The organism is Pseudomonas sp. S12(2018) (assembly GCF_024355235.1).
GTDB classification, from domain to species: Bacteria; Pseudomonadota; Gammaproteobacteria; order Pseudomonadales; family Pseudomonadaceae; genus Aquipseudomonas; species Aquipseudomonas palmensis.
This window is the reverse complement of sequence record NZ_QLAD01000010.1, coordinates 50,894-72,119: the sequence shown is the minus strand read 5'-3', so window position 1 is coordinate 72,119 and position 21,226 is coordinate 50,894. Positions and strand designations below refer to the sequence as shown.

23 protein-coding genes are annotated in these 21,226 nt (G+C 64.2%); all 23 read right to left on the bottom strand.

Features of this window, described 5'->3' with window-relative positions; genetic code table 11:
• Nucleotides 1-16: 16 nt before the first annotated feature.
• On the bottom strand, nt 17-391 hold the full coding sequence (locus tag DN388_RS21975; protein ID WP_043861825.1) for a chemotaxis response regulator CheY: 375 nt from the start codon (nt 389-391) through the stop codon (nt 17-19).
• 104 nt (nt 392-495) lie between these two features.
• Nucleotides 496-1,236 (bottom strand): RNA polymerase sigma factor FliA, encoded by a 741-nt coding sequence (fliA, locus tag DN388_RS21970; RefSeq protein WP_043861824.1) that lies wholly within the window; start codon nt 1,234-1,236, stop codon nt 496-498.
• Nucleotides 1,233-2,066 carry a flagellar synthesis regulator FleN gene (gene fleN, locus DN388_RS21965; RefSeq protein ID WP_054915624.1) on the bottom strand — a complete coding sequence of 278 codons (834 nt, stop codon included), beginning with the start codon at nt 2,064-2,066 and terminating at the stop codon, nt 1,233-1,235. Before fleN ends, fliA begins: the two co-directional genes overlap by 4 nt.
• Before the next feature lie 119 nt (nt 2,067-2,185).
• Nucleotides 2,186-3,496, bottom strand: a complete 1,311-nt coding sequence (flhF, locus tag DN388_RS21960) for a flagellar biosynthesis protein FlhF (RefSeq protein ID WP_043861822.1) — start codon at nt 3,494-3,496, stop codon at nt 2,186-2,188.
• Nucleotides 3,497-3,507: 11 nt separating this feature from the next.
• Nucleotides 3,508-5,637 carry a flagellar biosynthesis protein FlhA gene (gene flhA, locus DN388_RS21955; RefSeq protein ID WP_043861821.1) on the bottom strand — a complete coding sequence of 710 codons (2,130 nt, stop codon included), beginning with the start codon at nt 5,635-5,637 and terminating at the stop codon, nt 3,508-3,510.
• Between the two features lie 164 nt (nt 5,638-5,801).
• Nucleotides 5,802-6,938, bottom strand: a complete 1,137-nt coding sequence (gene flhB, locus DN388_RS21950; protein ID WP_104572217.1) for a flagellar biosynthesis protein FlhB — start codon at nt 6,936-6,938, stop codon at nt 5,802-5,804.
• Nucleotides 6,939-6,940: 2 nt separating this feature from the next.
• Nucleotides 6,941-7,717: a flagellar biosynthetic protein FliR gene (gene fliR, locus DN388_RS21945; protein WP_054915627.1), complete on the bottom strand. Its 777-nt coding sequence runs from the start codon at nt 7,715-7,717 to the stop codon at nt 6,941-6,943.
• A 7-nt stretch (nt 7,718-7,724) separates the two neighbouring features.
• Nucleotides 7,725-7,994, bottom strand: a complete 270-nt coding sequence (gene fliQ / locus DN388_RS21940) for a flagellar biosynthesis protein FliQ (protein ID WP_043861818.1) — start codon at nt 7,992-7,994, stop codon at nt 7,725-7,727.
• Nucleotides 7,995-8,012: 18 nt separating this feature from the next.
• Entirely contained in the window at nt 8,013-8,765 is a 753-nt protein-coding gene (gene fliP, locus DN388_RS21935; RefSeq protein ID WP_054915628.1) for a flagellar type III secretion system pore protein FliP, read from the bottom strand.
• Nucleotides 8,765-9,166: a flagellar biosynthetic protein FliO gene (fliO, locus tag DN388_RS21930; protein WP_229590456.1), complete on the bottom strand. Its 402-nt coding sequence runs from the start codon at nt 9,164-9,166 to the stop codon at nt 8,765-8,767. Before fliO ends, fliP begins: the two co-directional genes overlap by 1 nt.
• A 54-nt stretch (nt 9,167-9,220) precedes the next feature.
• Nucleotides 9,221-9,691, bottom strand: coding sequence for a flagellar motor switch protein FliN (gene fliN / locus DN388_RS21925; RefSeq protein WP_043861815.1), 471 nt, complete (start codon nt 9,689-9,691; stop codon nt 9,221-9,223).
• A gap of 48 nt (nt 9,692-9,739) precedes the next feature.
• Nucleotides 9,740-10,708, bottom strand: coding sequence for a flagellar motor switch protein FliM (gene fliM / locus DN388_RS21920; RefSeq protein WP_043861814.1), 969 nt, complete (start codon nt 10,706-10,708; stop codon nt 9,740-9,742).
• A 9-nt stretch (nt 10,709-10,717) separates the two neighbouring features.
• Nucleotides 10,718-11,215, bottom strand: a complete 498-nt coding sequence (gene fliL / locus DN388_RS21915; RefSeq protein WP_054915630.1) for a flagellar basal body-associated protein FliL — start codon at nt 11,213-11,215, stop codon at nt 10,718-10,720.
• 174 nt (nt 11,216-11,389) lie between these two features.
• Nucleotides 11,390-12,706 (bottom strand): flagellar hook-length control protein FliK, encoded by a 1,317-nt coding sequence (locus tag DN388_RS21910; RefSeq protein WP_088515602.1) that lies wholly within the window; start codon nt 12,704-12,706, stop codon nt 11,390-11,392.
• 71 nt (nt 12,707-12,777) lie between these two features.
• The gene (locus DN388_RS21905) at nt 12,778-13,143 is read right to left on the bottom strand and encodes an Hpt domain-containing protein (protein ID WP_255002078.1); all 366 of its coding nucleotides are present in this window, start codon (nt 13,141-13,143) and stop codon (nt 12,778-12,780) included.
• A gap of 25 nt (nt 13,144-13,168) precedes the next feature.
• The gene (locus tag DN388_RS21900; protein WP_255002077.1) at nt 13,169-14,884 is read right to left on the bottom strand and encodes a fused response regulator/phosphatase; all 1,716 of its coding nucleotides are present in this window, start codon (nt 14,882-14,884) and stop codon (nt 13,169-13,171) included.
• The gene (locus DN388_RS21895) at nt 14,881-15,186 is read right to left on the bottom strand and encodes an STAS domain-containing protein (RefSeq protein WP_043861809.1); all 306 of its coding nucleotides are present in this window, start codon (nt 15,184-15,186) and stop codon (nt 14,881-14,883) included. Before DN388_RS21895 ends, DN388_RS21900 begins: the two co-directional genes overlap by 4 nt.
• Nucleotides 15,187-15,276: 90 nt before the next feature.
• Nucleotides 15,277-15,729: a flagellar export protein FliJ gene (fliJ, locus tag DN388_RS21890; RefSeq protein WP_043861808.1), complete on the bottom strand. Its 453-nt coding sequence runs from the start codon at nt 15,727-15,729 to the stop codon at nt 15,277-15,279.
• Between the two features lie 6 nt (nt 15,730-15,735).
• Nucleotides 15,736-17,094, bottom strand: a complete 1,359-nt coding sequence (fliI, locus tag DN388_RS21885; protein WP_043861807.1) for a flagellar protein export ATPase FliI — start codon at nt 17,092-17,094, stop codon at nt 15,736-15,738.
• The gene (fliH, locus tag DN388_RS21880) at nt 17,084-17,866 is read right to left on the bottom strand and encodes a flagellar assembly protein FliH (RefSeq protein ID WP_088515600.1); all 783 of its coding nucleotides are present in this window, start codon (nt 17,864-17,866) and stop codon (nt 17,084-17,086) included. The genes fliI and fliH overlap by 11 nt, the downstream gene beginning before the upstream one ends.
• 131 nt (nt 17,867-17,997) lie before the next feature.
• On the bottom strand, nt 17,998-19,017 hold the full coding sequence (fliG, locus tag DN388_RS21875; RefSeq protein WP_043861805.1) for a flagellar motor switch protein FliG: 1,020 nt from the start codon (nt 19,015-19,017) through the stop codon (nt 17,998-18,000).
• On the bottom strand, nt 19,010-20,788 hold the full coding sequence (fliF, locus tag DN388_RS21870; RefSeq protein ID WP_043861804.1) for a flagellar basal-body MS-ring/collar protein FliF: 1,779 nt from the start codon (nt 20,786-20,788) through the stop codon (nt 19,010-19,012). Before fliF ends, fliG begins: the two co-directional genes overlap by 8 nt.
• A gap of 15 nt (nt 20,789-20,803) precedes the next feature.
• Nucleotides 20,804-21,130 carry a flagellar hook-basal body complex protein FliE gene (fliE, locus tag DN388_RS21865; protein ID WP_043861803.1) on the bottom strand — a complete coding sequence of 109 codons (327 nt, stop codon included), beginning with the start codon at nt 21,128-21,130 and terminating at the stop codon, nt 20,804-20,806.
• Nucleotides 21,131-21,226 lie beyond the last annotated feature (96 nt).

Genomic DNA, 21,226 nt, shown 5'->3' with positions numbered 1-21,226 from the left:
GCCCCCGTGGCGTACCTCAGCTATTGACGCGCTCGAAGATCTTTTCGATCTTTTCTTTCAGCACCTGGGCGGTGAACGGTTTGACCACATAGCCGTTGACGCCCGCCTGGGCGGCTTCGATGATCTGTTCGCGTTTGGCTTCGGCCGTCACCATCAGCACCGGCAGGTGCTTGAGGCGTTCATCCAGACGTACCTTGCGCAGCAGGTCGATACCGGACATGCCGGGCATGTTCCAGTCGGTCACCAGGAAATCGAAGTGACCGCTTTCGAGCATCGGCAACGCGGTGTTGCCGTCGTCGGCTTCCTGGGTATTGGTAAAGCCCAGGTCACGCAACAGGTTCTTGATGATCCGCCGCATCGTCGAAAAATCGTCGACGATGAGGATTTTCATGTCTTTGTTCAATTAGACCTCCAAGCAGTCTTTAACGCGCTCAGCGCTGAACGCGCATTCAATCAATTCGGGCACTACATTTCACGACTGTATGGAACGGCTGCTCAACGCGCCCGCCATTCCCCCAGGCGACCGCGCAAGCGTGCGGCGCACTGGCTGTGCAACTGGCTGACACGCGACTCGCTGACCCCCAGCACCTCGCCGATTTCCTTGAGGTTCAGCTCTTCGTCGTAGTACAGCGCCAGCACCAGGCGCTCGCGCTCGGGCAGGTTGGCGATTGCATCCGCCAGGGCTGCCTGAAAGCGCTCGTCTTCCAGATCGCGCGATGGCTCGAGCTGGGCACTGGCGCCGTCCTCGTGCAGGCCTTCATGTTCGCCGTCCTGCAACAGGTCGTCGAAACTGAACAGGCGACTGCCCAAGGTATCGTTCAAAATCCCGTAATAATCATCGAGACTCAATTGAAGTTCGGCAGCAACCTCGTGATCTTTAGCATCACGACCGGTTTTTGCTTCAATTGCACGAATCGCGTCACTCACCATGCGGGTATTGCGGTGTACCGAACGCGGCGCCCAATCCCCCTTGCGCACCTCGTCGAGCATGGCCCCACGGATGCGGATACCGGCATAGGTCTCGAAACTGGCACCCTTGCTGGAGTCGTACTTGTTGGAGACCTCGAGCAGGCCGATCATGCCGGCCTGGATCAGGTCTTCCACCTGCACACTGGCTGGCAGACGCGCCAGCAGGTGATAGGCAATGCGCTTGACCAAGGGTGCGTACCGCTCGATCAGCTCGTACTGGGCATCACGCGAAGCCTTGCTGTACATCCGATAGCCGCTTGCACTCATAGCACTGGTCCCGCACTGGTCGGTTGCACCAGCCGTTCGACGAAGAACTCCAGATGACCACGCGGGTTGGCAGGCAACGGCCAGCTATCGACCTTCTGAGCAATGGCCTTGAAGGCCAGCGCGCACTTGGAACGCGGAAAGGCTTCGTAGACTGCTCGCTGCTTCTGCACTGCCTTGCGGACACATTCGTCGTAGGGCACAGCACCGACGTATTGTAAGGCGACATCCAGGAAGCGATCCGTGACCTTGGTCAATTTGGCGAACAGATTGCGACCTTCCTGAGGGCTTTGTGCCATGTTGGCCAGCACCCGGAAACGGTTCATGCCGTAATCGCGGTTCAGCAGCTTGATCAGGGCATAGGCGTCAGTGATGGACGTGGGCTCGTCGCACACCACCAGCAGCACTTCCTGGGCCGCGCGCACGAAGCTGACGACCGAATCGCCGATGCCGGCCGCGGTGTCGATGACCAGCACGTCGAGGTTGTCGCCGATCTCGCTGAACGCCTGGATCAGCCCGGCATGCTGGGCCGGCGCCAGGTGCACCATGCTCTGGGTGCCGGAGGCCGCAGGCACGATGCGTACCCCGCCAGGCCCCGGCAGCAGCACGTCGCGCAGCTCGCAGCGGCCCTCGATGACATCGGCCAGTGTGCGTTTGGGGGTCAGGCCGAGCAAGACGTCGACGTTGGCCAGGCCCAGGTCGGCGTCCAGCAGCATGACCCGACGGCCAAGCTCAGCCAGCGCCAATGACAAGTTCACTGACACGTTGGTCTTGCCGACGCCACCTTTGCCGCCTGTCACGGCGATCACCTGTACGGGATGCATGCTGCCCATGTTTGTTCTTTACCTTGTCTTACTTAGACCGAGGCCACATGACTGGCTGCGCTTTCAACACCTGAAAAATGCCTGGCAGACCATTGATGTAGGTACTTTGCAACGTATACACATTTACCTCAGCCGACACGCTTGCCGTCGCTGTGGTACAGATCGGCGAACATGTCGGCCATGGCCTCTTCGCTGGGATCGTCCTGCATTTGTACACTGACCGCGCGACTGACCAGATGGTGCCGGCGCGGCAAGTGCAGATCGTCCGGAATGCGCGGCCCATCGGTCAGATAGGCCACCGGCAACTCATGCGTGATGGCCAGGCTCAGCACCTCGCCCAGGCACGCCGTTTCGTCGAGCTTGGTCAGGATGCAACCGGCCAGCCCGCAGCGCTTGTAGCTGTGGTAGGCAGCGGTCAGCACCTGCTTCTGGCTGGTGGTGGCCAGCACCAGGTAATTCTTGGCCTGGATGCCGCGCCCGGCCAGGGTTTCGAGCTGCATGCGCAGTGCCGGGTCGCTGGCCTGCAGGCCGGCGGTATCGATCAGCACCACGCGCTTGCGCAGCAGAGGGTCCAGGGCCTGGGCCAGCGACTGGCCGGGGTCGACGTGGGTCACCGACACATTCAGGATGCGCCCCAGGGTCTTGAGTTGTTCCTGGGCGCCGATGCGAAAGCTGTCCATGCTCACCAGCGCGATGTTCTGCGCGCCGTACTTGAGCACATAGCGCGCCGCCAGCTTGGCCAGGGTGGTGGTCTTGCCCATGCCGGCCGGGCCGACCATGGCGATCACGCCGCCCTCTTCGATCGGCTCGATTTCCGGCACCTGGATCATGCGGGCCAGGTGCGCCAGCAGCATGCGCCAGGCCTGGCGGGGCTCTTCGATGTCGGCAGTGATGTCCAGCACCTCGCGGGCCAGCGGCCCGGCGATGCCGATGCGCTGCAGACGGCGCCAGAGGTTGGCCTGGTGCGGCTTGCTGCCCTGCAGCTGGGTCCAGGCCAGCGAGCCGAGCTGCACTTCGAGCAGCTCGCGCAGGCCCGAGAGCTCCGAGCGCATGGAATCGAACAGACGCTGATCGACCGGCGCCGGGGCCGCTGCCTGAGGCCGCACGGGGGCCTCGACCTGCGGCTCTACCAGCGGCTCGGAGGCGGTCAGCGGCAGGCCGGCGAACAACTGGCGGTTGCCCTCCTCGCCTTCGACCCGGCTGCTGAGCTCGGCCTGCGCGGTGACGATGCGCGACTGGGTCTTGCGCAGTTCGTCCTCGAGCTCGACGTTCGGCACCCGCGGCGCAAGCGCGGACAGCTTGTAGTCCAGCGCCGCCGTCAGCTCGACACCGCCAGCAATCCGTCGGTTGCCGATGATGGCGGCCTCTGCCCCCAGCTCATCACGAACCAGCTTCATGGCCTGACGCATATCAGCGGCGAAAAAACGCTTAACTTGCATATCCCACTACCTCAGCCGTTGGGGCCTACTGTGGCAACGATGGTAACTTGCTTGTTGTCAGGTATTTCCTGATACGCCAAAACATGCAAATTCGGTACAGCCAGGCGGCCAAAACGCGACAGCATCTGTCGAACGGGTCCTGCGACCAGCAGGATTGCAGGTTGCCCTTGCATCTCCTGACGCTGGGCGGCCTCGATCAACGAACGCTGAAGCTTTTCGGCCATGCTCGGCTCAAGAAGAACACCATCTTCCTGACCCTGCCCGGCCCTTTGCAAACTATTGAGCAAAATCTGTTCCAACCTTGGCTCAAGCGTGATCACAGGCAGCTCGGACTCAGTTCCTACAATGCTTTGCACGATTGCGCGGCTCAATCCTACGCGCACCGAAGCCACCAGCGCGGCGGTATCTTGACTCTTGGCGGCATTGTTGGCGATGGCTTCGGCAATGGTGCGGATGTCGCGCACCGGCACCTGCTCGGCCAGCAACGCCTGCAGCACCTTGAGCAGACCGGACAGCGGCAGCACCCCCGGCACCAGTTCCTCGGCCAGCTTGGGCGAGCCCTTGGCCAGGACCTGCAGCAGTTGCTGTACCTCTTCGTGACCGATCAGCTCGTGGCAATGCTTGTAGAGGATCTGGTTGAGGTGGGTGGCGACCACGGTGCTCGCGTCCACCACGGTGTAGCCCAGCGATTGCGCCTGGCTGCGCTGGGCCACATCGATCCACACTGCCTCCAGGCCGAAGGCCGGGTCCCTGGCGGCGATGCCGTTGAGGTTGCCGAACACCTGCCCCGGGTTGATCGCCAGTTCGCGGTCGGGGTAGATCTCGGCCTCGGCCAGGATCACCCCCATCAGCGTCAGGCGGTAGGCGCTGGGGGCCAGGTCGAGGTTGTCGCGGATGTGCACGGTGGGCATCAGGAAGCCCAGGTCCTGGGACAGCTTCTTGCGTACCCCCTTGATCCGCGCCAGCAACTGCCCACCCTGGTTGCGGTCCACCAGCGGGATCAGCCGGTAGCCGACTTCCAGGCCGATCATGTCGATCGGGGTAACGTCGTCCCAGCCCAGCTCCTTGGTTTCCTGAGCACGCTGCGGCGACGGCAGCAGGTCCTGCTGGCGCTGCACTTCCTGCTGTGCCTTGACCTTGGCCTGGTTCTGCTTGCGCCACACCAGGTAGGCGCCGCCCGCGGCCATCAGGCCGAGGCTGAGGAATGCCACGTGCGGCATGCCCGGCACCAGCCCCATGACGATCATCAGGCCGCCGGACACGGCCAGCGCCTTGGGCGAATCGAACATCTGCCGGTTGATCTGCTTGCCCATTTCCTCGGAGCCCGAGGCACGGGTAACCATGATCGCGGCGGCGGTGGACAGCAGCAGCGAAGGCAGCTGCGCCACCAAACCGTCACCGATGGTGAGCAGCGCATACACGCGACCGGCGTCGCCGAAGGTCATGCCGTGCTGGAAGATACCCACGGCCATGCCGCCGATCAGGTTGATGAACAGGATCAGCAGGCCGGCGATGGCGTCACCGCGCACGAACTTGCTGGCACCGTCCATCGAACCGTAGAACTCGGCCTCCTGGGCCACTTCGGTACGCCGTGCCTTGGCCTGGGCCTGGTCGATCAGGCCGGCGTTGAGGTCGGCGTCGATGGCCATCTGCTTGCCAGGCATGGCGTCGAGGGTGAAGCGCGCGCTCACCTCGGAAATGCGCCCCGCACCCTTGGTCACCACCACGAAGTTGATGATCATGAGGATCGCGAACACCACGATACCGACCACGTAGTTGCCGCCGATCACCACCTCGCCGAAGGCCTGGATCACCTTGCCCGCGGCTTCGTGGCCGTCGTGGCCGTGGAGCATCACCACCCGCGTGGACGCCACGTTCAGCGCCAGGCGCAGCAGCGTGGCCACCAGCAGGATGGTCGGAAACACGGCGAAATCCAGCGGGCGCAAGGCGTACACGCACACCAGCAGCACGACGATGGACAGGGCGATGTTGAAGGTGAAGAACACGTCGAGCAGGAACGGCGGGATCGGCAACATCATCATTGCCAACATCACCAGCAGCAACAGCGGCACCCCCAGGTTGCCCCGGCCGAGCCCGGACAGGTTGCTACGGGCGCTGTTGATTAACTGAGAGCGATCCACCGATATTCCTCTTCAAGCAAACTTTTGACGCCATGCGGGCGCTTGGCGCTGCTATTGCAAGAAGCTTTCCAACTTTGGATCAGTGACGCGACCTTCGCCGACACTGCCGGCTCCTGCAGCGAAGGGGGCGGCACCTCGGCGCCGACGGGAAGAGCTCAAACGGTTCAGGAATCGCGGCGCAGCTCCGGCGGAATCGGCAGATCCTTGAGCGGCTCCGGCGCCTTGCCCTTGCCCGCCCGGTGCTGGCGAATCTGGTACACGTAGGCCAGCACCTGGGCCACGGCCAGGTAGAGGCCGGCCGGGATCTCTTCCTCGAGCTCGGTGGAGTAGAAGATCGAACGCGCCAGCTCCGGCGATTCCAGCACCTGGATGTTGTGGGCATTGGCGATTTCGCGAATCTTCAGCGCCAGGAAATCGGTGCCCTTGGCCAGCAGCGTCGGCGCATTGCCCTTCTCGGGGTCGTACTTGAGCGCCACCGCATAGTGGGTCGGGTTGGTGATGATCACGTCGGCATCGGGGATCGCCGCCATCATGCGCCGCTGCGACATCTCGCGCTGCAACTGGCGAATACGCTGCTTGACCTCCGGCTTGCCCTCGCTGTTCTTGTACTCGTCGCGCACCTCCTGCTTGGTCATCAGCAGCTTCTTGTGCGACTGGTACAGCTGCAACGGCACGTCCACCAGGGCAATCAGCAACAGGCCGGCGGCCATCCACAGGGCACTCCAGCCCACCACCTGCACGCTGTGGATGATCGCCTGCTCCAGCGGCTCGTTGGCAATGGCCAGCAGGTCGTCACGGTCCGACGACAACACCACCAGCGCCACGATCAGGATCACGAAGAACTTCGCCAGGGCCTTGAGCAGCTCGGTCAGTGCGTTCAGGGAAAACATGCGCTTGATCCCCGACAGCGGGTTCATGCGGCTGAACTTGGGCGCCAGGGTGCCGCCGGCAAACAGCCAGCCACCCAGCGAGATCGGCCCGATGAAAGCCACGATCAGCGCCACCAGCAATACCGGCTGCAGCGCCATCAGGGCCATCTTGCCCGAGGCCAGCAAGAAGGTGCCCATCGAGCGCTCGTCGATCAGCGTGTCGCGCGACAGGGTGAAGTTGATGCGCATGATGTCCATCAGCACTTCGGCCAGGCCACCACCGAACACCAGCAGGCCACCGGCCCCGGCCAGGGTCACCACCACCGTGTTGAGCTCCTTGGAACGGGCGATCTCGCCCTTCTCGCGGGCGTCCTTCTTCTTTTTCTCCGTGGGGTCTTCTGTCTTGTCCTGACCGCTTTCGCTCTCTGCCATGCTCAGCTCGCCCTCGCCAGCTCACGCAGCCACTGCAGGGCCTCGGAGGCCAGCGCCTGGTAATGGGAAAGGATGTCGGCCAGGACAACCCAGAAAATCCCGAGCCCCAGCACCAGGGTCAACGGGAAACCGATGGAGAAGATGTTCAGCTGCGGCGCTGCACGGGTCATCACGCCGAAGGCGATGTTCACCACCAGCAGCGCGGTGATCGCCGGCAGCACCAGCAGCAGCGCCGCGCCCAGCACCCAGCTCAGCCGCCCGACCAGGTCCCAGTAGTGGTTGACCATCAGGCCGGTGCCCACCGGCAAGGTGGTGAAGCTCTCGGTGATCACCTCGAACACCACCAGGTGCCCGTTCATCGACAGGAACAGCAGCGTCACCAGCATGCTCAGGAACTGGCTGACCACCGCCACGTTGACGCCGTTGACCGGGTCGACCATGGAGGCGAAGGCCATGCCCATCTGGATGGCCACCACCTGCCCGGCCACCACGAATATCTGGAAGAACAGCTGCAGCGACAGGCCGAATACCGCACCGATGAGGATCTGCTCGGCAATCAGCAGCAGCCCGCTGAGCGACAGCGGATTGACTTCGGGCATCGGCGGCAGGCCCGGCACCACCACCACGGTGATCGCCAGGGCCAGGTACAGGCGGATGCGCCCCGGCACCATCTTGGTCCCGATGATGGGCATGGTCATCAGCACGGCGGCAATGCGAAACAGCGGCAGGATGAAGCTCGCCACCCAGGTGGCGATCTGCGCATCGGTCAACTGGAGCATCGCGCGCTCAGCCGATCAACTGGGGAATGCTGCCGTACAACGACAGGATGTATTCCATGAACTTCTGCACCAGCCAGGGCCCGGCCACGATCAGCGTGATCAGCATCACCAGCAGGCGCGGCAGGAAGCTCAGGGTCTGTTCGTTGATCTGGGTGGCGGCCTGGAACATGGCCACCATCAGGCCCACCAGCAGGCTCGGCACCACCAGCACAGCCACGATCATGGTGGTCAGCCACAGCGCATCGCGGAACAGGTCGACAGCAACTTCTGGGGTCATGTTGTTCTCCTCGGCGCGCTAGACGCCACCGAAACTGCCGGCCAGGGTGCCCATGATCAACGCCCAGCCATCCACCAGCACGAACAGCATGATCTTGAACGGCAGGGAGATGATCAGCGGCGACAGCATCATCATACCCATGGCCATCAGCACACTGGCCACCACCAGGTCGATGATCAGGAACGGGATGAAGATCATGAAGCCGATCTGGAACGCGGTCTTGAGTTCGGAGGTGACGAAGGCCGGTACCAGAATGGTCAACGGCGCCTCGTCCGGCGTGGCGATATCGGTACGCTTGGACAGGCGCATGAACAGGTCGAGATCGCTCTCGCGGGTCTGCGCCAGCATGAAGTCCTTGAGGGGCACCTGGGCCTTGGCCACCGCGTCCTGGGCCGACAGGGTCTCGGCCAGGTACGGCTGCAGGGCATCCTTGTTCACCCGGTCGAATACCGGCGCCATGATGAACAGGGTCAGGAACAGCGCCATGCCGGTGAGGATCTGGTTCGACGGCGTCTGCTGCAGGCCCAGGGCCTGGCGCAGGATCGAGAACACGATGATGATCCGGGTGAAGCTGGTCATCAGGATCACGAACGCCGGAATGAAGCTCAGCGCCGTCATGATCAGCAGGATCTGCAGGCTGACCGAGTACTCCTGCTGCCCATCCGCCCCGTTGGACAGGGTGATCGCCGGAATCGACAGCGGGTCGGCGGCCAGGGCCAGCGGCGCTGCGAACATCAGCAGCAGGGTCAACAGCATGCGCAATGCGCCCATCACGACTTGTCCTTTTGATCCTTGCCCAGCAGCTCCATCAGGCGCTGGGCGAATTCGGGCGTAGCCTGGCGGGCGCTGGCCGGTACCTGCACCGGCTCGGCCAGCACATGCAATGCGGTAAGGCTGCCCGGCGTATGACCGATCAGTATCTGTTCGTTGCCCACCTGCACCAGCAGCAGCCGATCACGCGGGCCGACCACGCGCGTGCCGACGATCTCGATGACCTGCTGGCCACGCGGCGTCACGTTCTGCACCCGGCGCAGCAGCCAGGCGAGAAAGAAGATCAGGCCCAGCACCAGCAGCAGCCCCAGCACCAGACGGCCCAACTGCCCGCTGGCACTGCCGGCTGCTGCCGTGGTCGCCGCGGCTGTCGTGGCCGCGGGCTGTGCCGCCAGTGCCAGGTCGAGCCAGAGCAGGCCGACCCCGGTCAGCCCCGCTTGCAGAAGACGCTTCACTCAGCGCAGCTTCTTGATGCGTTCGCTCGGGCTGATCACGTCGGTCAGGCGGATGCCGAACTTCTCGTTCACCACCACCACTTCGCCGTGCGCGATCAGGGTGCCGTTGACCAGCACGTCCAGCGGCTCGCCGGCCAGGCGGTCCAGCTCGATCACCGAACCCTGGTTCAGTTGCAGCAGGTTGCGGATGTTGATTTCGGTGCTGCCCACTTCCATCGAGATGCTCACCGGAATATCCAGGATCACGTCCAGGTTCGGGCCGTCCAGGGTCACTGCATCGTTGCCCTTGGGCGAGCTGCCGAATTCTTCCATCGGCAGGCGGTTGGGCGAGCCGGCACTGCTGCCGCCGTCAGCCGCCAACAGCGCGTCGATGTCGGACTGGCCGGCGTCGCCGGTCTCGCTCAGGGCTGCTGCCCACTCATCGGCCAGGGCCTGGTCTTCCATGGAGGTGATATCGTTTTCGTCAGCCATCTTGTCCTCGACGGGGCAATCAATTCGGAGTTAAAGCCAGGGTACCGATCAGCGGCGCTCGATCGGCTCGGTTACTTGCAATGCCAGCGTGCCCTTGTGCGAGCCCAACTTGGCCTTGAACGACGGTACGCCATTGGCGCGCAGTACCAGCTCGTCCGGCAGTTCGACCGGGATCACATCACCCGGCTGCATGTGCAGGATGTCGCGCAGGCGCAGCTCGCGGCGTGCCACGGTGGCGCTGATCGGCACGCTGACGTCCAGCACGTCTTCGCGCAGGGCCTTGATCCAGCGTTCGTCCTGGTCGTCCAGGTCGGACTGGAAGCCCGCGTCGAGCATTTCGCGCACCGGCTCGATCATCGAGTAGGGCATGGTCACGTGCAGGTCGCCGCCACCGCCATCGAGTTCGATGTGGAAGGTGGACACCACCACCGCCTCGCTCGGGCCGACGATGTTGGCCATGGCCGGGTTGACCTCCGAGTTGATGTACTCGAAGTTGACCGGCATGATCGCCTGCCAGGCTTCCTTGAGGTCGACGAAGCACTGGTCCAGCACCATGCGCACCACGCGCAATTCGGTGGGCGTGAACTCGCGACCCTCGATCTTGGCGTGACGACCGTCACCGCCGAAGAAATTGTCCACCAGCTTGAACACCAGCTTGGCATCGAGGATGAACAGCGAGGTGCCGCGCAACGGCTTGATCTTCACCAGGTTGAGGCTGGTGGGCACGTACAGCGAGTGCACGTACTCACCGAACTTCATCACCTGCACGCCCCCCACTGCCACATCCGCCGAGCGGCGCAGCAGGTTGAACATGCTCACGCGGGTATAGCGGGCGAAACGTTCGTTGATCATTTCCAGGGTCGGCATGCGCCCGCGCACGATCCGGTCCTGGCTGGTCAGGTCGTAGCTCTTGATGCTGCCGGGGTCGGCGCCGCTATCGGTTTGCACCAGCCCGTCGTCGACGCCGTGCAGCAGGGCATCGATCTCATCCTGGGACAGCAGGTCCTGCATGGCCATCTTGGGCTCCTACTGCAATACGAAATTGGTGAACAGCAACTGGTCGATCACCAGCTTGCCGACTTCTTTCTGGGCCACTTCCTGCACGCTGGCGGTGGCCTTCTGGCGCAGCATCTCCTGGCCGACCGGGGTCGCCAGGGAGTCGAACGGCTGGCCGGAGAAGAGCATCACCAGGTTGTTGCGGATCACCGGCATGTGCACTTTCAGCGCATCCAGCGCAGCCTGGTCGCGCCCCTGCATGGTGATGCTCACCTGCATGTAGCGCTGACGACCGTTCTGGTTGAAGTTGACGACGAAGGCTGGCGCCAGCGGCTCGTAGATGGCCGCAGGCCTGACGTTGCTGACGGTTGCCGGGTCGACCTGAGGTTTGCTGTCGCCCCTTTGCAGGAAGAACCAGGTGGCGCCCACCGACAAGCCGATGGCCAGCAGCAATGCCAGCACCAGCAGCAGGATCAGCTTGAGTTTGCCTTTTACGGCGGGGTCTTTCACTGCTTCGCTCTTCGCCATGCCAATAATCCGTCACTCACAAGAGGTTTGTCCCACATGGCGAGGGTTGAGCAAGTGTTATGCCAGATTTGCGGGCCACACCGGCCCGATTGAGGAAGGCGACGAACGCAGGGGCAGATTCATCCGTGAAGGGCTGGGCAGCCGCCCCGCAACCGCCCAGCCCTACCCGTGCAATCAGGCGTAGAAATCGACCGCGCTGGACCCCAGCACCACCGGTCGCTCCACCGGCTGGGCCGCCGCGTCGGCGTCGGCCTCTTCGCCGCCCGCGCCTTCATTGCGACGCGCGGCCACGCCGCTGAGCTTCGAGGTGCCGTCCTGCGAGCCCTGCTGCTGCTCGCGGGACTGGTCGGCCACGTTCACGTCAGGTTGCGCCAGGCCCTGTTCGGCGAACATTTCCTTGAGCCGGCTGGCCTGGTTTTCGAGCGCTTCGCGCACCACCACGTTGCCACTGGTGAAGGTGATCTGCGCCTGCTGCTCGGGTGTCATGTGCACGCGAATGTCCAAGCGCCCCAGCTCGGCTGGCTCCAGCTTGATTTCAGCCGACTTCAGGTTCTGGCTGGACAGGTACATCACGCGATTGACCAGGCCCTCGGTCCAGCCACCCTGGTGCATCGCCAGCGGCTGGTTCAGCGGCATCGCCACCGGCACCGCATTGGCGGTCTTGGGCGTCGCGGCCTGGGTCAGCGCGCTGAGGCGCTCGGCAAAGTCATCGACACGGGTATCGCTGGAGGCGCCCTTGAGGTCCTTCAGGCCGTCATCGAGCAGGTTGCTGAAGCCCTTCTCGCCCGGCTCGCTGTCGCCCGGATCGGCCTGACGCGGGTCGAGCATGGCCGCCAGGGTATTGACGGCAGGCTGGCCCTGGGTGGCTTCGGGTTGCGCCGTGGTCGGCTTGCTGGCATGTGCAGAGGTGGTGCCCTGGGCCTGGGCGTTCTGCTCCAGGGCCAGGCGCAATGCCGGCAGGTCCTCGAGCACGTCGCCGGCCGGGTCGAAAGCGGGTTCTTCCGGGGCCGGTGGCTGCGGCGCGACGGCCGGGGCCTGCACCTGGGCCTGCAACTGTGCGGCAGCCGCCTGCACCACTGGGGCCACCGCTTCGGCCTGAGCCTGGATCAGCTGTGCGCCGGCCTGGGCGTCAGTAACCTGACCCGCCACCAGGCTCGAATCGAGCAGTTGAAGGTCATCGGCAACTGGCGTCGACTCGTCCGATGCCGGCTTCTGTTCAGGCAATGAATTGCCGCTGTCGGCAACAGTGCGCTCCTGATCGGTCGCCGTCTTGCCGGCATTTGCCGCCCCGGCTGCAACGCCCGCCTTGTCGGCATTGGGCACATCCGCCTTGGCCGGCAGCTTGTCGCGGGACTGATCGGCATACACCTTGGAGAAGCCCGCAGCCTTGTCATTGGCGACCTGGGGCACCTTTTCGGGCGCTGGCGCAGCCGTGCGCGAGGCCTTGGCCACGGCGGACGGTTGCAGCAGCGGGTTTGAAGCGACAGGCATGGGAAGGGTCTCCACTACAGAAGCGCGAACTTGAATAGCGAAGAGACTGCAAGAGTCGCGCCAGGTTTGCGCTACACAGGATGCCTGACCGCCTGCGGCGACACGCGCTCCAACTCGGCGACATAGAAGGGACGCACTTCGAGGTACTCGCACCTGATCTGGCTGATCAGGTCCTCGATGCCGTGTGCCGGCTGCTCCATCACGCGCACTTCCAGCTGCCGACACAACTCGGCCAGGTGGGTGGCGCCCATGTTGCTGCAGCTACCCTTGAAACTGTGGGCAGCCTCACTCAGCTGCCGGGGGGAGCGGGCGTCGCGCAGTTGCACCATGCGCTTTTCGCAATCGGCCAGGAAGGTCTCCAGCAACTCGGCATACTGGCTACCCATGACCTCCCGCAACTCGCCCACTACCTTGTTATCGATACGCTGATCGGACACTTGCTCACTCCTTGATCAAGTTCAATTATGCCAGAGCCGCCCAGGCGAACTCCACGCGGGCCCTGCGCCCTCCGTCGGCCCATTCGGCGTGACGGCTCAAACGCCGGATCAGGCTCAGGCCACGCCCGCACAACCGCTGCTCCAACACCGGTCGGGCCAGCACTGTACCCACATCGAAGCCACTGCCGCTATCTTCGATCTCAATCACCAGACGCCCGCCACCCGCTACGGGTTCAACCTGAAGGTGCAAGCGTATGTAACCTTCCTGCAATGCCTGCAGGCGTCGGCTGCGCTCCTGATAATAGGCGGCAAACCCCTGGGCGTCGCGCTTGAGGGCAGAGTCGAGGGCCAGCACACCGTGCTCCAGTGCATTGGTGTAAAGCTCGTTGAGCACGCTGTGCAGCGCACCGCTCTGGGGGCGCAGGCCGTGTATTTCCTGCAGTACCTGCAACAGATAGGGCAAGGGGTTGAAGCGCTTGAGGGTCTGCGCGCGAAACTCGAACGACAGCGACCAGTCCAGCGGGCTGGACTGGCCGCTGTCCGAATACACCAGCGGCGGCGGGGCCAGTGTCTGTGGCTCGACCACACTGATCTCGAGCATGCTGACATCGTCGCGGGACTGGCCGCGAAAGTCTTCGAGCGCCTGCAGTACATCCTCGAACAGGTGCTGCGGCGCACGGTTGCGCGCAAACACCTGGCGCAGGCGTTCCACCCCGAACAGCTGCTCATCCTGGTCGCAGGTATCCACCACCCCATCGGACAGCAGGAACAGACGATCCCCCAACGCCAGCGATACCACCTCGGGGTGCTCGTCGAAACGCTCCGGCGCCAGCACCCCCAAGGGCAAGTGCCGCGACACCAGCGCCTGGGGCTCGCCACCGGCCGCGGGCAGCAGGTAGCCGTCCGGCATGCCGCCGTTCCATACCTCGGCCAGGCGTCGTTCGAAACTCAGGCTGAGCATCATTGCGCAGCAGAACATGTCGACCGGCAGGATGCGCTTGAGCTTGGCGTTCATCTCGCGCAAGGTTTCGGCCAGGCCGTAGCCCTTGGCGGTCATGCCGTAGAACACCTCGGCCAACGGCATGGCGCCCACTGCAGCCGGCAGGCCATGGCCAGTGAAGTCGCCCAGCAGCACATGCATTTCACCGGTCGGCGTGAACGCCGCCAGCAGCAGGTCGCCGTTGAACAGCGCATAGGGAGATTGCAGGTAGCGGATGTTCGGCGCATTCAGGCACCCCGAATGCGTGACCTGATCGAACACCGCCTTGGCCACCCGCTGCTCGTTGAGCAGGTGACCGTGGTGGCGCGCCAGCTCGTCGCGCTGCTCCAGCACGGTCGCCTGCAGGCGACGCAGCCGATCCATCGCCTTGATCTTGGCGGCCAGGATCACCGGGCGATAAGGCTTGGGCAGAAAGTCGTCGCCACCGGCCTCCAGGCAACGCACCAGGGCCTGCTCCTCACTCAGCGAGGTAAGAAAGATGATCGGCACCAGCGCCTGGCCAGCCATCAGCTTGATCTGGCGAGCCGCCTCGAAGCCGTCCATCACCGGCATCAGCGCGTCGAGCAGCACCAGTTGCGGGCGCAGCTCGGCAAACAGCGCCACTGCCTGCGCACCGTTCTCGGCCGTGATCACCGAATGCCCCTGCTCGCGCACGATGCGCGCCAGCAACAGGCGGTCGGTGGCGCCATCTTCGGCAATCAGCACGGTCAGCGACGACTGCTCGTTCACGAGGTCGCTCAAGTGATCTCGAACAGCTTGTCGAAATTGGAGATGGCGAGGATCTTGCGAACGTCGGAGCTGGCGTTGATCACCCGTATATACGCATCGTCGCCGCCGGCGTGGTCACGCAGCAGCAGGAGCATGCCCAGGGCGGAGCTGTCGAGATAGGTGGCGTCCTTCAAGTCGACGACCACGCCCTTGGAAGGTACTGGCTCGCGCTCGTAGCATTCACGAAACGCCTGGTGCTTGCCGAAATCGAACCGTCCCTTGACCCTGATCGTCAGGCTGTTCCCATCCGGCGATAGATCGTGCTCCACGGCCATATGCTCGACTCCTTCGATCATGGCGATTGCAGACACCACAGGTTTAGCAGCCCGCCCGCCCCTGGGCAACCTGCGCCGACCAATGCCGTGCTAGAAGCGATCGTGGCGCGGCAATCGCTGGGACAATTCGTCGAGCAGCTTCTGCTCGCGCTTGTCCTCGAGCATGCGGGCTTCATCGCGGTAGCGCTGTACCAGCTTGCGCAGGCCTTCGACCCGGGCGTAGGCCTGCTGCCAGGTGGCCCGTGCGTTGTTGAGGTTGGTCTGGTGCCACACCAGGCTCTGGTGTTGCTGGGCCACGGCGGTGTCCAGCTGGCTGAGAAAGCGCTGATAGCCCAGCAGCCAGCTGCCTGAAACGCCCTGGCCGCCCTTTTCCATCCACTGGTTCTGGTACTCGCTGCGAAACTGATCCAGCTCCCGGAGCTTGGTTTCGGCCATGCTCACCTGCTGCTGGAAATGCCCGAGGCGCTGCACGGCCTTGCGCTCGGCCTCCTCGGCCATCTCCACCACCGGCACCAGGCGCGCGGCACGACTTGGCAGGGCCATCGGTTATCAGCCCGAAGCCGCTGGGGCGAAGACCGCCGCCAGTTCATCGCGGCTCTGCTCATGGCTGACGTTTTCATTGAGCCCCTGGCGCAGGTACTGCACCAGCTTGGGTTGCAGGGAAATCGCCAGGTCCGTCTCGCGGTCGCCGCCAGCCACATAGGCACCCACGCTGATCAGGTCGCGGCTTTGCGAAAGGCGCGACCAGAGCTGCTTGAACTGCTGGGCCTGGGTCATCTGCTCGGGGCTGACCACCTGCGGCATGACCCGGCTAATCGAAGCCTCGATATCGATGGCCGGGTAATGCCCCTCTTCGGCCAGGCGCCGGGACAGCACGATATGGCCGTCGAGTACACCCCGCGCGGAGTCGGCAATCGGGTCCTGCTGGTCGTCTCCTTCGGACAATACGGTGTAGAAGGCGGTGATCGAGCCACCACCGGCCTCGCCGTTGCCGGCGCGCTCAACCAGCTTGGGCAGCTTGGCGAACACAGAAGGTGGATAGCCCTTGGTGGCTGGCGGCTCGCCGATGGCCAGGGCGATTTCCCGCTGGGCCTGGGCGAAACGGGTCAGCGAATCCATCAGCAACAGCACGTTCTTGCCCTTGTCGCGAAAGTACTCGGCGATCCGCGTGCAGTACATGGCGGCACGCAGGCGCATCAGCGGCGCATCATCGGCAGGGGATGCCACCACCACCGAACGCTTGATGCCCTCCTCGCCCAGGATGTGCTCGATGAACTCCTTGACCTCACGCCCCCGCTCACCGATCAGCCCCACCACGATGATGTCGGCCTCGGTGAAACGGGTCATCATGCCCAGCAGCACACTCTTGCCCACGCCGGTACCGGCGAACAGGCCCAGGCGCTGGCCACGGCCCACCGTCAGCAGGCCATTGATGCTGCGAATGCCCACGTCCAGCGGCTGGCTGATGGGGTCGCGGTTGAGTGGGTTGATGGTGGGGCCGTCCATCGGCACCCAGTCCTCGGCCTTCATCCCGCCCTTGCCATCCAGCGCCCGGCCGGCACCGTCCAGCACGCGACCGAGCATGCTCATGCCCATCGGCAGGCGGCCGCTTTCGGCCAGCGGCACCACCCGCGCACCGGGCGCGATGCCGGCAACGCTGCCCACCGGCATGAGAAACACCCGGTCACCGGCAAAGCCCATGACCTCGGCCTCGACCTGCACCGGATGGTAGCTGTCATCGTTGATCACCAGGCAGCGGCTGCCGACGGCAGCGCGCAGGCCCTCGGCCTCCAGGGTCAGGCCGACCATGCGCAACAACCGCCCCTCCACCACCGGCTGCGCCGGCAGGCTCACGGCCTCGGCATAGGTGCCCAGGCGCTTGCCGAAGCTGGTGCGGTCAAGGCGCATCGGGCGTGGCCTCGCTAGTGCCCGGGTCGCCAGCAAGGTCGACGTGCAAGTCTGGTGCGGCAGGGTGCAGGCCCTGGTCATGCAACTGGTCGAACAACTGGGTCATGGCCTTTTCGATGCGGGTCTCGACGGTGGCGTCGATACGGCTGTGCAACGTCTCGATGCGGCAACCACCGGGCAACAGGGCGTCGTCTTCGAGCAGGCGCCAGTTTTCCTCATGACGCTCGCGCAGGGCCTTGGCCAGCTCGAAGTCCTGCGGATTGACATGAATGCGGATGTTTTCGGCGCCCATCGGCAGCAGCTTGAGGGCCTCGCGCAGCACGTGGGTGATCTGGCTGGAGTCGGTGGCCAGCTCACGCCCGATCACCTCGCGGGTGATGCGGCTGACCATGTGCACCAGGGCCTTCTCGATCTGATTGTCCTGCTCGGCGATCGGGTCGAGCAGGTGGCCCATCAGCTGCTCCAGGCTCGCCAGCTTGGCGCTCAGGGCCACTTCGGCCTCCTGGCGGACCTTGAGCTGGGTGCTGTGAAACCCTTCGCGCTCGCCGGTGGCAAAGCCTTCGTTGTAGGCTTCCTGGCGAATGCTTTCGAGCTCTTCGAGGGTCAGCGGCTGGACTTCTTCCAGCGGCACTTCTTCGACTTCCTCGACGATTTCCGGCTCGGGTTCGGGCTCGGGTTCCGGCTCCGGGTCGAAGCTGGGCAGCGCCCAGCGGTCGAAGCCCTCGACGTCGCGGGCGGGGATCAGTTCACTCAGGTGCTCGTTGGTCGACATGATTCCACGCGTTCAATTGGGTAGGCGCCGGGGTGGTCGGCGATGCGGCTGCCAGGCACCGGCGTGTACCGCGTTGAGGCATCCGCCGGCAAGGCCGGCTCCTGTGGAGGAGCCGGAACCGGCGAACGGCTTTAGATCATTTCTTCGGCGCCCTTGCCGCCAAGCACGATCTCGCCGGCTTCGGCCATGCGCCGGGCAATGGTGAGGATCTCTTTCTGCGCCGTTTCCACGTCGCTGACCCGCACCGGGCCCTTGGCCTCGAGGTCGTCACGCAGCAGCTCGGAAGCCCGCTTGGACATGTTCTTGAAGATCTTGTCCTTGACCTTCTCGTCGGCGCCCTTGAGCGACACCACCAGCACGTCCGAGGACACTTCGCGCAACAGCGCCTGGATACCGCGGTCGTCGACATCGGCCAGGTTGTTGAAGACGAACATGAGGTCTTCGATCTGCTCGGACAGCTCGCCGTCGACGTCGCGAATCGCGTCCATCAGCTGGCCTTCGACCGAACTGTCGAGGAAGTTCATGATGTCGGCCGCGCGCTTGATACCGCCCAGTGTGGTGCGCGCCGCGTTGGAGTTGCCCGAGAACTGCTTCTCCAGAATCTGGTTGAGCTCCTTGAGCGCCGCCGGCTGCACGGTGTTGAGCGAGGAGACGCGCAGGATGATGTCCAGGCGCACCTTGTGATCGAAGTTGCCCAGCACCTCACCAGCCTGGTCGGGGTCCAGGTAGGCCACCACGATGGCCTGGATCTGCGGGTGCTCGTAGCGGATCACGTCGGCCACGGCACGCGGCTCCATCCACTTCAGGCTGTCCAGGCCGCTGGTGTTGCCACCCAGCAGGATGCGGTCGATCAGGCCGTTGGCCTTGTCCTCGCCCAGGGCCTGGGTGAGCATCTTGCGGATGTAGCCGTCGGAGCCGACACCCAGGCTGGTCTGGTCGCCGACGATCTCGACGAACTCGCTCATCACCTGCTCGACCTGTTCACGATGGACGTTGCCCATCTGCGCCATGGCCACGCCGACCCGCTGCACTTCCTTGGGGCCCATGTGGCGCAACACCTGCGCCGCGTCGGTTTCACCCAGCGACAGCAGCAGGATGGCCGCCTTGTCAACACGGGTCAGTTTGGCGGTAAGGGCTCGATTATCACTCATCGGCGTTGATCCACTCTTTCACGACCTGGGCCACACGACCCGGGTCTTCGGCCACCAGGCTCTTGATTGCGTTCAGCTGAGCGTCGTAACCCTCGCTCGGGCTAGGCAACAGAATGCTTTGCGGACCACCCAGGCTGACGCGGTCGTTGGCCAGATCGCCATCCAGACCGAGCATGCCGCCCAGTTCCATGTCGCCATCGGCACCGGCGCCCTGCTTGCCGTTGCCGGTGATGTTGTTGAGCACCGGGCGCAGCACGCCGAACACCAGCACCAGGATGAACAGCACGCCCATGACCTGCTTGATGATGTCCCAGAACCACGGTTGCTGGTAGAACGGAATCTCGGTGAACACTTCGCCACGGTCGGCGGCGAATGGCACGTTGATCACGCTGACGCTGTCACCGCGGCTGGCATCGAAGCCGACGGCGTCCTGCACCAGGCGCGTGAAGCGCGCCAGGTCTTCGGCCCCCCATGGAGCGCGGGTCGACTCGCCAGTGGCCGGGTCGAGCTTGACCTGGTCGTCGACCACCACCGCGACCGACAGGCGGCTCAGGCGCCCCTGCTGCTGGCGGGTGTGGCTGATGGAACGGTCCAGTTCGAAGTTCTTGGTCGACTGCTGACGCTTGTCGGCCGGGTACGGTGCGAGCATCGGCTGGCCGGTGGCCGGGTCCATGATCTGCTGGCCGTTGGCGTCCAGCAGCGGCTGGCCTGGTTGCACCATGCCCGCGGCAGCCTGTGCCTGACCGGTCTGCTGTGGCGCAGTGGCCGGGCCGGGTGGCTGGTTGCTCAGGGCACCAGGCACGCCCTGCGGGCCCATGCTGCTGGAGCGTTGTTCGTTCACCGACTGCTCGCTGCGCAAGGCAGGCTGGTCGGGGTTGAACTGTTCGGAGGTGGACTCGACCGCACTGAAGTCGACGTCGGCGGAGACTTCGGCCTTGTAGCGGTCGTTGCCCAGCACCGGCAACAGAATGTTGTGCACGCGCTGGGTGAGCATGCCTTCCATGCGGCGGCTGTAGTCGAACTGCTTGCCGGCCATGGTCAGCTCGGAGTTCTCGCCCTGGTCGGACAGCAGGTTGCCCTTCTGGTCGACCACGGTCACCTGGGACTTGTTCAGTTCCGGAACGCTGGACGCCACCAGGTTGACGATGGCCGCCACCTGGCCGGGCTCGAGGCCACGCCCCGAATACAGCTCGACCAGTACCGAGGCACTGGGCTTGCGCTCGTCGCGCACGAACACCGAGCTTTTCGGAATGGCCAGGTGCACGCGGGCACCCTTGACGTTGTTCAGGCTGGAGATGGTACGCGCCAGTTCACCTTCCAGGCCGCGACGATAACGGGTGGCCTCCATGAACTGGCTGGTGCCCAGCCCCTGCTCCTTGTCGAGCAGTTCGAAGCCGACGTTGCCATCGCCTGGCGCCACGCCGGCCGCGGCAAGTTTCAGGCGCGCACGGGAGAGGTCTTCGGACTTGACCAGCAGCGCCCCGGAGCTGGGCTCGACGTTGTAGGCGATGTCGGCGGCGGACAGGGTGTCCATGACCTGCTTGGTGTCCATGCCGGCAAGGCTTGGGTACAGCGGGCGGTAATCGGGCTGCTGCGACCACAGCACCACGGCAAAGCCGATCGCCACGCTCGCCGCCAACCCGACCAGCAGGCCGACCTGACGCAGCATGGGCATCTCTGCGATGTTTTCCAGAAAGGACATGCCGAACAGCGGCGGCTTGGGCGCCGGGCTGCCTTTGGCGGGCACGTTATCAACGACTGCTTCGGCCATGACTCAATCTCGCCCTTATACCGGCATCTGCATGATGTCTTGATACGCCTGCACCAGCTTGTTGCGCACCTGGGTCAAGGCCTGGAACGACACGCTGGCCTTCTGCGAGGCGATCATCACGTCGGTAAGGTCGACGCCGCTCTTGCCGATCTCGAAGGCGTTGGCCAACTGGGTGGACGCCTGCTGGGTATCGCTGACCTTGTTGATGGCCTGGCCAAGCATGTCGGCAAAACCGCTCGAGCCAAGCTCTGGCGCAGGGGCAGCCTTCGACATCGACATGGCGTCCGCCTGCATGGCCCGCATGTCCAACATCAATCGATTAAATTCAACACCTTGGCTCATTGACTCTTCTCTCCGACGACCCGCATTTTTTTGACACTACGCAGCGGACAGGCAGAACTTAGCAACAAGAGTGCCAGCTCTACCCCCAGGACCAAC